The organism is Erwinia sorbitola (assembly GCF_009738185.1).
Lineage (GTDB): Bacteria > Pseudomonadota > Gammaproteobacteria > Enterobacterales > Enterobacteriaceae > Erwinia > Erwinia sorbitola.
Genome location: NZ_CP046510.1, coordinates 22,577 through 34,897 on the forward strand (window position 1 = coordinate 22,577; position 12,321 = coordinate 34,897).

General features: G+C 52.6%; 13 protein-coding genes, 1 pseudogene and 1 riboswitch. Of the genes and pseudogenes, 8 read left to right on the forward strand and 6 right to left on the reverse strand.

Going from position 1 to position 12,321, the window contains the following annotated elements; all coding sequences use genetic code 11:
* Positions 1-97 precede the first annotated feature (97 nt).
* Complete coding sequence (locus GN242_RS21460) at positions 98-991, forward strand: LysR family transcriptional regulator (protein ID WP_154754545.1); 894 nt, start codon at positions 98-100, stop codon at positions 989-991.
* Between the two features lie 201 nt (positions 992-1,192).
* On the opposite strand, the pseudogene GN242_RS21815 reads toward GN242_RS21460, so the two are convergent.
* Together GN242_RS21815 and GN242_RS21465 are read right to left on the reverse strand one after the other, a co-directional pair.
* A pseudogene (locus GN242_RS21815) lies at positions 1,193-1,261 on the reverse strand (recombinase family protein); the annotation flags it as partial.
* A gap of 65 nt (positions 1,262-1,326) precedes the next feature.
* On the reverse strand, positions 1,327-2,712 hold the full coding sequence (locus GN242_RS21465; protein WP_156288413.1) for an aminotransferase-like domain-containing protein: 1,386 nt from the start codon (positions 2,710-2,712) through the stop codon (positions 1,327-1,329).
* A gap of 139 nt (positions 2,713-2,851) precedes the next feature.
* Between GN242_RS21465 and GN242_RS21470 the strand changes: the two genes are divergently transcribed.
* A complete protein-coding gene (locus tag GN242_RS21470) occupies positions 2,852-3,712 on the forward strand; it encodes a DMT family transporter (protein ID WP_154754547.1) in 861 nt (286 codons plus the stop codon).
* 130 nt (positions 3,713-3,842) lie between these two features.
* Here the strand turns inward: GN242_RS21470 and GN242_RS21475 are convergent, their stop codons facing one another.
* On the reverse strand, positions 3,843-5,882 hold the full coding sequence (locus GN242_RS21475; protein ID WP_156288415.1) for a choline transporter: 2,040 nt from the start codon (positions 5,880-5,882) through the stop codon (positions 3,843-3,845).
* 328 nt (positions 5,883-6,210) lie between these two features.
* Positions 6,211-6,332, forward strand: a riboswitch (TPP riboswitch).
* Positions 6,333-6,488: 156 nt separating this feature from the next.
* Here GN242_RS21475 and GN242_RS21480 point away from each other — a divergent pair.
* From GN242_RS21480 to GN242_RS21505, 6 genes are all read left to right on the forward strand, one after another.
* On the forward strand, positions 6,489-7,421 hold the full coding sequence (locus GN242_RS21480) for an FAD-dependent oxidoreductase (protein ID WP_156288417.1): 933 nt from the start codon (positions 6,489-6,491) through the stop codon (positions 7,419-7,421).
* Positions 7,418-7,615 carry a sulfur carrier protein ThiS gene (gene thiS, locus GN242_RS21485; protein ID WP_156288419.1) on the forward strand — a complete coding sequence of 66 codons (198 nt, stop codon included), beginning with the start codon at positions 7,418-7,420 and terminating at the stop codon, positions 7,613-7,615. The genes GN242_RS21480 and thiS overlap by 4 nt, the downstream gene beginning before the upstream one ends.
* Before the next feature lie 3 nt (positions 7,616-7,618).
* Entirely contained in the window at positions 7,619-8,389 is a 771-nt protein-coding gene (locus GN242_RS21490; protein WP_154754551.1) for a thiazole synthase, read from the forward strand.
* Between the two features lie 3 nt (positions 8,390-8,392).
* A complete protein-coding gene (locus tag GN242_RS21495; RefSeq protein WP_156288420.1) occupies positions 8,393-9,358 on the forward strand; it encodes a HesA/MoeB/ThiF family protein in 966 nt (321 codons plus the stop codon).
* Positions 9,359-9,450: 92 nt separating this feature from the next.
* Positions 9,451-9,723 carry a VF530 family protein gene (locus GN242_RS21500; protein ID WP_154754552.1) on the forward strand — a complete coding sequence of 91 codons (273 nt, stop codon included), beginning with the start codon at positions 9,451-9,453 and terminating at the stop codon, positions 9,721-9,723.
* 229 nt (positions 9,724-9,952) lie between these two features.
* Positions 9,953-10,282: a hypothetical protein gene (locus GN242_RS21505; RefSeq protein WP_156288422.1), complete on the forward strand. Its 330-nt coding sequence runs from the start codon at positions 9,953-9,955 to the stop codon at positions 10,280-10,282.
* Here GN242_RS21505 and GN242_RS21510 read toward each other — a convergent pair.
* The 3 genes from GN242_RS21510 to GN242_RS21520 form a co-directional block, all read right to left on the reverse strand.
* Positions 10,260-11,078 (reverse strand): DUF4225 domain-containing protein, encoded by an 819-nt coding sequence (locus GN242_RS21510; RefSeq protein WP_156288424.1) that lies wholly within the window; start codon positions 11,076-11,078, stop codon positions 10,260-10,262. The genes GN242_RS21505 and GN242_RS21510 overlap by 23 nt on opposite strands.
* A gap of 221 nt (positions 11,079-11,299) precedes the next feature.
* Positions 11,300-11,671, reverse strand: coding sequence for a TehB family protein (locus tag GN242_RS21515; protein ID WP_156288426.1), 372 nt, complete (start codon positions 11,669-11,671; stop codon positions 11,300-11,302).
* A 324-nt stretch (positions 11,672-11,995) separates the two neighbouring features.
* Positions 11,996-12,298: a hypothetical protein gene (locus GN242_RS21520; protein ID WP_374189557.1), complete on the reverse strand. Its 303-nt coding sequence runs from the start codon at positions 12,296-12,298 to the stop codon at positions 11,996-11,998.
* Positions 12,299-12,321 lie beyond the last annotated feature (23 nt).

Below are 12,321 nucleotides of genomic sequence, written 5' to 3' on the forward strand. Positions count from 1 at the left end.
AAGCACGGCTTGATTAGGTGGTGTTCATATACTCTAAGGAATGACTGGTCATTACTGAAGTGGCATAATCAGATAACCGACATGAGTGGAACTAATAATGAATCATACGGATTTCAATCATCTTGCTGTTTTCATTACGGTAGCGCGTGAAAAAAGCTTCACGCGGGCCGCGGCGCACCTGGGCGTTTCACAATCAGCAATCAGTCATAGTATTCGTGGTCTGGAGGAAAGACTGGGCATCCGTTTACTTACTCGGACAACGCGAGGTGCTGTGCCAACCGAGGCGGGAGAACGGCTTCTTGCGAATCTTACGCCTTACTACGACGGGATCGAAACTGAGCTTGCCACTTTAGGAGAGCTGCGCGAGAAACCGGGCGGCACGATACGCATCAGTTCCCATGACCATCCGGCTACCACAATACTGTGGCCAAAACTTTCAAAGCTGCTGAAGGAGTATCCTGATATCACGCTTGAAATTAACGTGGACTACGGATTAATCGATATTGTGGCGGGCCGTTTCGATGCGGGCGTCCGTATCGGGGATCAGATTGCTAAGGACATGATTGCCATGAGAATCTCGCCAGATTTTCGCATGATTGTTGTCGGCTCTCCTGACTATTTCGCCAGACATCCCAAACCACAAACGCCGCATGATCTGACCTCACACAACTGCGCCAATTTGCGGCTTTCAACGCATGGTGGCCTCTTCGCATGGGAGTTTGCTAAAGACGGAGAGGAAGTGAAGGTTCAGGTGCCCGGTCAGATGATTTTTAATACTTCACCGCAGTTGTTAACAGCGGCACTCGAAGGGTATGGACTGGCTTACGCACCGGAAGATGTGGTGCAAAGATATATAGAGGAAGGAAGGCTGATGCCGGTGCTTGAGGAGTGGTCACCCACGTTCCCAGGCTACCATCTTTATTATCCGAGCAGGAGACAGTCCCTTCCTGCATTTAAGCTGGTTTTGAACGCCCTGAAGGATTTGAATTAACTCGCATCAATATTGCCGGCTCCATTGATCGGTTGGTTAATTCTTAGGCGGCGTATTTAGCTCAGACTTAAATCCTTACTAAAAGCCACCCCTCCTGAAGTTAGAATATGTGGTGGTTGCAACGTCAGCTCCTGGCACACAGCGGAACGTCCAGCTAAGAGCTCAGGATTATTGCTGCCCTGTCTTTACCCGGAGTATGGTTTACCGGGTGGTATTAAATTCCCGCGCAATGGCGCTGATACTGTTCCCTGCGTTAATCCGTACAATCACCATAGGATGTTTTCCGTTTTCCAAGCGGCCCCCTGATAGCTCAGAAGCGTGAGGGTTATTAATATTCACTTATTTTGATGTTCTGCTATCGCCCGCTTCAGGACACTGAAAACCCTGGTATTTAAATGGGCCACATTAAAACGCAGAAACTCGGCCGCTGACTGAGTAACGCTGAAGACGTTGCCTGGTGCGAGCACCACGCCATCTTGTCGGCAGCGCCGTGCAATCGCCGTTGAATCAATCCCCTCTGGCAGGCGGCACCATAGATAGAATCCACCCCGCGGCACCATCCACGGAGTAATACCCAGCGCATCCAGATGTTCAATCGCCTCTTTTCGCGCACGATCCAGCCGGGTTGTCACCTCATTCAGATGCTTACGGTAGCTGCCACCGCCCAGTACGTTGGCGATCAGCTCGCTGGACAGCGGGCTGGGACCGCCAAAATTAGTGGCAATTTGCAGGTCGGCCAACCCTTCAATCCACTCTGCACGGCAGGCGATATAGCCACAGCGCACGGATGCAGAGAGTGTTTTCGAAAAACTCCCCATTCTGATCACACGGTCGAGGCCGTCCGGGATCGCCAGGCGTGGTGAAGGATCGGGCTCGAAATCAGCAAAAATATCATCCTCAATAATCAGGGTCTCGTGCGCAGCTGCGGCACTCAACACCCGATAGGCCGTTTGTGCAGAAAGGCACGCGCCGGTAGGATTGTGCAGGGCTGAGTTGGTGATATAAAGACGCGGGCGAACGGTGGCGAGCACCTGTTCAAACACGGCGATATCCGGACCTGTCGATGTGTAGGGCACGCCAACAATATTTACCTGATGCGTACGCAGCAGCGCCTGGAAATTGAAATAACAGGGATCGTCCACTACCACACTGTCACCGGGACGCAGCAGAAAACGACAGAGTAAATCCAGCGCCTGGCTGCCCGACCCCGTCAGCATCAGTTGCTCCATCGACGCTGACAGCCCCTCTTGCGCAAAACGCGCCAGCAGAAGACGCCGCAGCGTGGTTGAGCCATGCGTACTGCCGTAATCCGTCAGTAAGGTGTCGGGCAGGCGCGTCAGCTGGCGCAGACCTTTGCGTAGCGCCTCATTCGGCATCCAGTCAGCAGGCAGCCAGCCGCAGCCTGGGGTCAGCTCCTCCTTCCCCGCATCGAGTGACTGCCTTGAGACCCAGAAAGGATCGACATCCCGCAGCAGCGGGGTGGTGTTATCCGTGAGGCTGCGAGCTGCCAGTGAAATACCGGATACATAAAAACCCGATCCCCGCCGTGCACGGATCACGCCTTCAGCGGCCAGTCGCTCATAGGCTTCCACTACCGTAGAGGGCGACACCATCATCAGTGCGGCATAGCGCCGTACGGAAGCCAGCCGGTCACCGGGTGCCAGCGCCCCGGACAGAATCCGGCTGCGAACGTCATCGATCAGTCTTTCTGTCCGGGTCATTTTTCCACCAGGCGCAAAACTGTATGGGTAGTGTCAGCCATACAGAACAGCAAAATTGTACTGTATTGTATCTTCGAACCCTGGGTTTTGGCCTCTACTATCAGCAGGATATTACTTTTTATTTTTCAGCAGAGGACATATGGCACGAGCAGCAGCAGGTTGGTGGAGCGGGCTTTCAGGAGTGGTTATTTTCAGCGGTTCGCTCCCCGCCACACGGGTGGCAATTAGTGATTTTTCACCTTTATTTCTCACCAGTGCCCGTGCTGTGATCGCCGCACTGCTGGCCGTGGGATTACTGGTTACTCTTCGGCAGCAACGCCCTGCACACAACGACGTACTGTCACTGCTTATTGTTGCGGCCGGTGTGGTCGTGGGCTTCCCGCTGCTGACGGCGCTGGCGCTGCGTGAAATGACCTCCGCCCATTCACTGGTTTTTATCGGCCTGCTGCCGCTTTCGACCGCCATCTTTGGTGTACTGCGCGGTGGTGAACGACCTCGTCCGGCATTCTGGCTGTTCTCGCTGCTCGGTGCTGCTATTGTTGCGGGCTTTGCCATTTCATCAGGGGAAGCCGGTTCCTTAAGGGGCGATCTGCTGATGATTGCCGCTATTCTACTGTGCGGGCTGGGATACGCTGAAGGCGCAGGCCTGTCGCGGCGGCTCGGGGGCTGGCAGGTGATCAGCTGGGCACTGCTGCTGTCGCTGCCAGCAATGGCAGTAACAGGTCTGCTTAATTTACCGCTGACCTGGCATGGGATCAGCCCCGCTGCCTGGTTCAGCCTCGGCTATGTTTCCCTGTTCAGTATGCTGATCGGGTTTATATTCTGGTATCGCGGCCTGGCGCTGGGTGGTATTGCCGGAGTTGGGCAGCTCCAGCTGTTGCAGCCTTTTTTTGGTCTGCTGCTCAGTGCGCTGCTCCTTCATGAATCCATTGCCCCTGCCATGGTGGTATGTGCAGCGGCAATTATTCTCTGTGTGGCTGGAGCAAAACGTTTCGCCTGAAAGGCATTATGGCGGTGATATGTGAAAATAACGGCATCTAATGTCAGGAGAGTGCTACAACAAGTCTGAATAAAGAGCGTCACTTCGGTTGCTGCAAAAAAACCAGACCGAAGTCTGGTTTTTGCAGGCATTATGCCTCAGGGAAGGGCATGGAATTACCCGGAGCTTCCCGGTGAATATGCAGGAAAGTCAGGTGACGCTCATACTGGTCAAGGATATCATTGATGATCTGCTCTTTCGTATAGTCCATCAGATCGTTCCCCTGAGTTCCTTCCAGCAGGAAAGTCTCCAGGCGGAAATAGTCAGACTTACCGCTGCGTGCCCGATAGGTAAATGCCGGAACGGAGTAACGCTGCGGCCAGATCTGGTAGAGGAAACTCTGTTCATCGGCCATATCCACCAGCAATTCCAGATGGTTCAGGCGCTCATCCTCCACCGCAGGAAGTTCATTGATCTGCACCTTCGCACCGCGACGTTCCAGCTCACGTCCAACCTCTTCCATTGCAGGACGACAGACTTCATCCAGCATTTTACGGGTGTGAGTTGTGCCCGGATAGTTCATCACGCGGGAGATACGCTGCTTCCAGTTCAGACGATCCTCACGAGATACCGGCACCGGCGGCGTATTCACCGTCGCACTGGCACGGCGGTGATCTTCCACGCGCAGGGATTTATACAACCCGGCCATCACAAAGAAGATCACAAAGCTGAACGGCAGCCCCATTATCACCGTGGTTTTCTGCAATGCCGTCACGCCATTAACCATCAGCATCCCCAGCGTCAGCACACCAATGGTCACCGACCAGAAAATACGCAGCCAGTTTGGCGCATCGTTATTAATGTCAGCCAGACGTGAGGTAAAGTTACCCAGCACCAGCGAACCGGAATCAGCTGAAGTGACATAAAACAGCAGGCCGGTAATGGTGGCAACAGATGCGCTGAAGGTGAAGCCAGGATACTGCGCCAGCAGGCTGTAGAAACCGCGCTCCGGATGCGCCATTGTCTCCTGTGCAAACGCCATATTGCCGTGAATGATCTCATACAGTGCGCTGTTACCGAAGATCGACAGCCACAGCAGGGTGAAGATAAACGGAATGGTCAGGGTGCCCACCACGAACTGACGGATAGTACGCCCACGAGAGATACGGGCCAGGAACAGGCCGACAAACGGTGACCATGCTACCCACCACGCCCAGAAGAACAGCGTCCAGTTATTCATCCACTCGGTCGGGCGATCGAAGGCAAAGCTGTTCAGCGTCATGCCCATAAAGCGGTTGATATAATCCCCGACGTTCAGCACCAGCGCATTTAGCAGGAAGCTGGTATCGCCGACAAACAGCACAAACAGGATCAGACCAAAGGCCAGCAACACGTTGAGCTCCGACAGGAACCGGATACCTTTATTCACCCCGGAGGTGACTGAAATAGTGGCCATTATCACCGACAGCACGATCAGTCCGGCCTGGGCAGTCAGCCCTTCCGGCACATCAAACAGCACCTTCAGCCCGTAGTTAAGCTGCACCACACCAATGCCCAGCGTAGTGGCAATCCCAAAGATGGTACCCAGTACTGCGGCGATATCCACCGTATGGCCGATTGGGCCGTTAATACGTTTACCGAAAATAGGGTAGAGCGCCGAGCGGATGGTGAGCGGCAGGCCGTAACGGTAGCTGAAATAACCGAGGGCGATGCCCATCAGGGCATACATTGACCAGCCGGTCAGACCGTAGTGGAACAGCGTCCAGACCATCGCCTGACGTGCAGCTTCCATTGTCTGCCCCTGGCCTTCCGGCGGCATCATATACTGGGTCACAGGTTCGGCTACTGAGAAGAACATCAGATCGATACCGATACCCGCTGCAAACAGCATTGCCGCCCAACTCATCAGGCTGAACTCTGGTTTCGACTGTTCGGGGCCAAGTTTGATTGAGCCAAAACGTGAGCAGGCCATAAAAAGTACGAAGACGATGTACAGCGTGGCTGCCAGCAGATAATACCAGCCGAAGGTGTTAGAAACCCAGTCGAGGGTAAGATTGATCCAGCGATCGGAAAAATCTGTGAACAGAATGGTGGTCAGGGAAAACAGCAGGATAAGCGCTGCTGAGGTGTAGAAAACCACGGGATTAATACGATCTTTTTGAGGCTTTCCTGGTATTTCAGTTGTCGGCATAATCTCTCCGCAAAAAATGCTCAAGGAAAAAACCTGAAGTCCGCTCTGCGAAGCGCGCATTAGCGCATACTGGGTAAAATCCGCCGTATATCCGCTAATTACACTGGGAGAACCATCAGGATGGGTATAAGTGTAAATCACTGATTAATCTTTAATGTTTATGATCCAGATCACCCTCCAAAAGTAAATTTTGTGTAAACAGCACAAATAATGATAGTTTTTATTGATTGAGCATTCAATTAAAAAAACTTCTGCGTCTCATTCTGCCTTCTTTTTCCCCGTTAACATCCTGTACCACTTGACGACAGCCAGCAGGTCAAATAAAACTGGTTCCCGTCAGGGGAGTCTCGCCAGAGAGACTGAGAGGCTAATGAGCGATTATTCGCGGTTTAGCGACCCTTAGAACCTGACCCAGTTGATACTGGCGTAGGAAGACTCGTATCCTGATGGCGTACCTGTACGGCCTTTCTGGATACCTGCCGCAAGGGGCACGGCTTCAGCAGTTCCCGCCTTTTTCCTTCTCTGTATCACGGGTCTCAGCATGTTTTGAGAGGCTAACGTGACATTATTAACTCCACTTTTTCTGTCTTGCGGAAACCACCCAACATGAGCCGCTGGTCGGTACTGGGCGACGGCGTCGCCGGGCTTTGTGTTGCCACATCACTTGCTGAACGCGGTGAATCCGTAGAGGTGATCACCGCAGAGCAGCACTGTGCGGCATCACACTGGGCTGGCGGTATGCTGGCTCCATGGTGTGAAGGGGAGAGCGCCCCGGAAGAAGTGATCGAGCTGGGCCAGCGCTCCGCACCATGGTGGTCTGCACGGATTAACGGTGTGGAGCATCGCGGCACCCTGGTAGTGGCCTCCGCCCGTGACACCCCCGAACTCACCCGTTTTTCGCGTATGACGCGCGCTCATCAGTGGGTAGATCCCGCCACGCTGGAACCGGCGCTGGAAGGACGTTTTTCCCGTGGGCTGTTCTTTGCCGGCGAAGCTCACCTTGATCCGCGCAGTGCGCTGCAACAGCTGCGTAAGGGGCTGCAACTTGCCGGGGTCTGCTTCCATCAGGGTCAGCCCGGCGGCACCATTATTGACTGCCGGGGGATCCACGCCGCCGCCGACCAGCCAGAACTGCGCGCGGTTCGCGGCGAAATGCTGATCCTGCACAGTGAGGAGGTTCAGCTCTCCCGGCCAGTGCGCATCCTCCATCCCCGTTTTCCCTGTTACCTGGTACCCCGTGCAGCCGGACACCTGATGCTGGGCGCAACCATGGTGGAAAGCGACGATGACAGCCCGATTAGCGCACGCGCCATGATGGAGTTGTTAAGCGCCGCCTGGGCTATCCATCCGGCTCTGGCAGAGGCGCGGATAGTGGAAAGTGGCACCGGCCGACGCCCGGCCTACCGCAATAATATCCCCGCCATACGCTGTCACAACGGCGTCTGGTCTCTCAACGGTATGTATCGCCACGGCTTCCTCCTTGCTCCGGTAATGGCGGAAAAACTGATGCAGCAACTGATGCAGGAAAAACTGATATGAAAATTCAGCTTAACGGCCTCCCGATTGATACCACCGCTCATACACTGGCGGAACTCCTGCGCGAACAGCAGATTGATGCCAGCTGCGTAGCCAGCGCCCTCAACGGCCAGTTTGTGCCGCGCGCACGCTATGAGAGCCAGGCACTGACCGCTGGCTGTGAACTTGAAGTGCTCTCACCGATGCAGGGAGGATAAAACATGTTTTACGATTTCATTCCGCAGTCTCGTTTTCTGCTCGGCACCGCCGGATATCCTTCGCCGGAGATCTTGCAACAGGCCATTGAGGTTTCCGGTAGCGAGATTATCACCGTCAGTCTGCGGCGAGAGGGCCGCCACGGCGCTGCCTTCCGTGAGCTGCTCACCGGCCTGAACAGACGGATACTGCCCAATACCGCTGGCTGCCATAGCGTAAAAGAGGCGGTGACTACCGCACATATGGCACGTGAATTGTTTAATACCCGCTGGATAAAACTTGAAGTGATTGGCCACGCTGACACATTGCAACCCGATCCTTTCGCTCTGGTGGAGGCGGCCCGCATTCTCTGCGCCGACGGTTTCCAGGTGTTTCCCTACACCACAGAAGATCTGATCCTTGGTGAGAAACTGATTGAAGCTGGATGCGAACTGCTGATGCCGTGGGGTGCACCGATAGGCTCCGGCCAGGGGCTGAGAAATATCGAAGGGCTGCGTTCAATGCGCGCCTGGTTTAAAGGCATACCGCTGATTATTGATGCCGGTATCGGCGCCCCCAGTCAGGCCGCACAGGCAATGGAAATGGGCTTTGACGCTATCCTGCTGAATACCGCGGTGGCGAAAGCGCAGGATCCGGTGCGCATGGCCGGGGCTTTTTCTGCCGCAATCCGAGCTGGTCACGATGCCTGTCATGCAGGCCTGGTAGAACGCCGTGATATGGCGAGCGCCTCCACGCCAATTTTTGGCATGGCCCAGTTTCCCTTTCAGGAGTCATAATCTGTGAGCCGCTATCAACGACAATCAATGCTACCGGAAATCGGCGACGCCGGGCAGCGGGTGCTGCTGAATGCCCGCGTGCTGGTAGTTGGCGCGGGCGGGCTGGGATCGGCATTGCTGCCACTGCTGGCCGGTGCCGGGGTAGGTTATTTGCGGATATATGATGGAGATCGGGTGGAGGAGCATAACCTGCACCGGCAGACATTGTATGGCATGGAGCATACCGGGGAGTTAAAAGTTGACTGTGCCCGCCAGGCACTGAATGCACGTAATCCGGACTGTAAGGTCGATACACAACCGCAGGCACTGGGTGCCAGCATGATGGCTGAGGCGCTCAACGGCATTGACCTCGCCATTGATGCTGCCGACAATTTCGCCGTGACTTATTCGCTTTCCGACGCCTGCCTGCCGCGCCGCATTCCGCTGGTCAGCGCTTCCGTACTGGGACGACAGGGCTATGTGGGCGGATTCTGCGGCAGTGCTCCCGGCTATCGCGCTGTTTTTCCACAGCTGCCGGCCAGTGCGGCTAACTGTAATAGCGCTGGGGTGATGGGTCCGGCGGTGGCGACGCTTGGCGCCTTACAGGCCCAGATGGCACTCAGTATCCTGCTCGGTTTCACCCCCTCACCGCTGGGTTGCCTGATAAATTGCGATTTCACCCGGTGGCATTTCCGCCAGTTCCGTTTTGATGGCGCAGATGAACCCGATCGGCCCTCAGTACCGTTTATCGATCGCCATCTGCTGGTCAGTAATGACTGCATTGTAGAGTTGCGTAGTCAGCAGGAGGCACCTGAGAGCATCGCTGATCGCGTCCATCGGGTGCAGCCTGAAGAGATATACGACTGGCAGCCACCTGCTGACCGCCGCATCGTGCTGGTCTGTGCCAGCGGCATCCGCGCGGCGAAGGCAGCGATGGTGCTGGAGCAGCGCGGGTTTACTCAACTGGCAATTATCGCGGCTAACCGCTAACGAGATGGCAGGCAGCCTGATGTTTTCTCGTTGCATCTGCCCATCACGCTCAGTATCTTGTGCGCAATTCTCTGACGGCAACCGGAATCACCATGACCTCTCACGCTCCTAAAGATCCGTTACATGGCATTACGCTCGAAGCCCTGGTCACCGCGCTGCACGCGCGTTATGGCTGGGAGGAGCTGGCAAAACACATCAATATTAACTGTTTCAAGAGCGACCCGAGCATTAAATCCAGCCTGAAATTCCTGCGCCGCACCCCGTGGGCACGCAAAGCAGTGGAAGAGCTGTATATCGCATCACTAGATGATGTGCCGGCAGATCCGGTGGACAGTCCGTGGGGCAATTGGCAGAGTAAAGAGTAATCAGCTGACCGCCTGCGGGATGCAGCAGGTCAGCGTTTAGAGGGTAACGGATTACTACTGGATGAGGTCAGATACACACCGACGGCTGGCTTATCTTAGGCCACTTCAGGCTGACCTCAGCGCTGGGATAACTGTTGGACTTTAAACTCTATAAAAAAGCGAGTTACCCCCTGATTTCGCATAAACTTACTTAATATATATATTTGTAATTTTTTAAGGAAAAAAATCTATGAAAGTAAGCGAAAGAGCACTCATGGAGTCCGGTTTCACTCATGCTGACATTCAGAAGGTTAAACATAATGTAGAAAACTATGGGGGAACTCTTGATGAAGTAATTAAAGACTTAGCAAAACGGTTTAATATATCTAAGTGGGTTACGATTGTCGCTCTCATGATTTTAATTATGTCATCGTTTTTTACGACCCCAAATAACACACTATCTTTGGCTTTTTCGCTAATTGTAGGTTTGCCATTTATATGGTATCTGACACCCGCCAGACTCGCATATAAAGCCTGGCGGTATAAAAAATACGTTTCTAGGACTGAGGGCGATCAGTGAATGTCATGAGATCAAAAATAACCTTAGCCTTAACCCCATACCCAACGATTTTCATCGTTAACTTAGGACGACTTAAAACACTTACTTTTCTGTAATAATTTATTGGGATATAGCGAAATAATCTCCATGTACCCGGTTTTTTTACTAACCCCAGGATACTGTAAGCATTAGCGACAAGTGAAATAGAATTATACACTCCCAACCCACTACTTGAGCTGAACCCCATAAATTCTGCAATAGACATTGTAGCATTAGCTGCAAAACCTTCAGATATCGAATCATGGAGTACATGGTGGCTAAACTCTTTACTTAACCCATTCAACCCATCCGTAACGAGCACTGCTCCTGCCAACACACCCAATGGATTAGCACTGGCCAGAAGTGTTACTCCCAAGGCTATCTCAGCGCCGGAAAGCACTACATTTACGGCAGAAATCACATATCCGACAATTTTATTATTTTTCCGAACGAAGTCCACTTTGGCATAAAGCTTCGCCGCTTTTGTGCGTAACATTCGGCCCTGTTCTTCAAGATTGTCTGTTTCTGCTCTGAGAATTTTGATACACGCCATGCACTCTTCATCAGATTCTGCTTGCAGGGCGGCGGCGAACTGCCTTTCAATTACCTCTTTTATTTCTTGCACAAATTTCATGCGAGTCAGGCCATCCTGGAGGTGGAAAGCAGACAGCATATTAGCTGTGTTAAGTAGCTTCCTCGCCTCGAGATTAACCATTTTTTCGGCCCATGATTTATTTCTTCCTCCAGAGCGCATCATATCAAGTAATACGGCATCCATTTATTTTCTCCCTATATATTCAATCGCCGATAATAATCCTTCACTTTCATCTGTAAACATCGATTCAGGCTTAATGAGCCATTTTGATTCAAAATAGCAGGGGTTCTCCCGCTTAACAGCAGGCCAGACTTTGCCTGATGCAAATTCTTCCAGCGTGTAAATTTTGGTGAACGAAACAGTCGTTACAAAAAACCCGCCTGAAAAAGGCGGGCCGGTCGATTTTATGCAGTCTGTTTCTCAGCGCGGGAAGTGTTTACAACCTGGCCAATACCTGCACCATCAAGAGGCTGGTCTGGCTGTGCAAAAAAATCGATATTAAAAAAAGTGTCATCCGTCAGCAGTCTAATATGATGCCAGTATTCTGGTGGGCTGATACCAAAATGACCTGCCTGAATGATGATTTCGATCTCAGGTTCAGCCTCATCGGCGCTGGCAAAACCATAATATTTTACTGCACCCTGCATCACACAGAGCCTGGCATAAACACCTTTTTTAGTGTTGTGATGAGTGAGCAAAGCCTTTGGTACCGTATTTTTATCCCAGAATGGGGTGGAACGGGTGTGTATATAATTCTTTGGTATCTGCCGGGACATAATAATCCCCCTCCTGTTCAGAAAATAAAACCGCCTTATTGGTCACTGGTAGTGTTGTTGTGTCAGAGACTGCATCCCACTACTACGCCGGTATACTCCACGGCAGCAAGTTATGAGGCGTTATTTATGCCATGCCTTATAACCATATGATTTAACGCTAATACTTAATAATTATTGTTAAAATGACATCGCAGTGTGGGAGTGACACTCCTGACCATCTCCGTTAACGAACTGGCCAGCCTGCTTATGGGAGTCCTGGTAAATTTCATCATGTCTGCCAACGGCAACAACGATGACCGTAGCTCTTGTCTTTTGAAGAACCAATCAATTATTGGTTGAGTGAGCATCCCGCCACTCTTTCACCATTTCCTCCGTGACTTCTTTTTTGTAGCAGATCGGTGAATACCCGCCCGCTTTACTCCATGCACTGCGACGACCGCAGGAACTGCCATTCCTGGCAACGTTAAAGGGGCATGCACAGGTTCCGGGATATGCCGCTATTGATTCATCAATAATGGCCTGTTTTACCTGTGCATCGGACGCCGTTCCTTTTGCTGTGGCTATATTGCTAAAAGAGAGAGGCATGAGTAAAGCTGATAGCAGGCATAGCTGTGCTGTCTTAAACATAAAAACCGACTCCTTAGGAATAA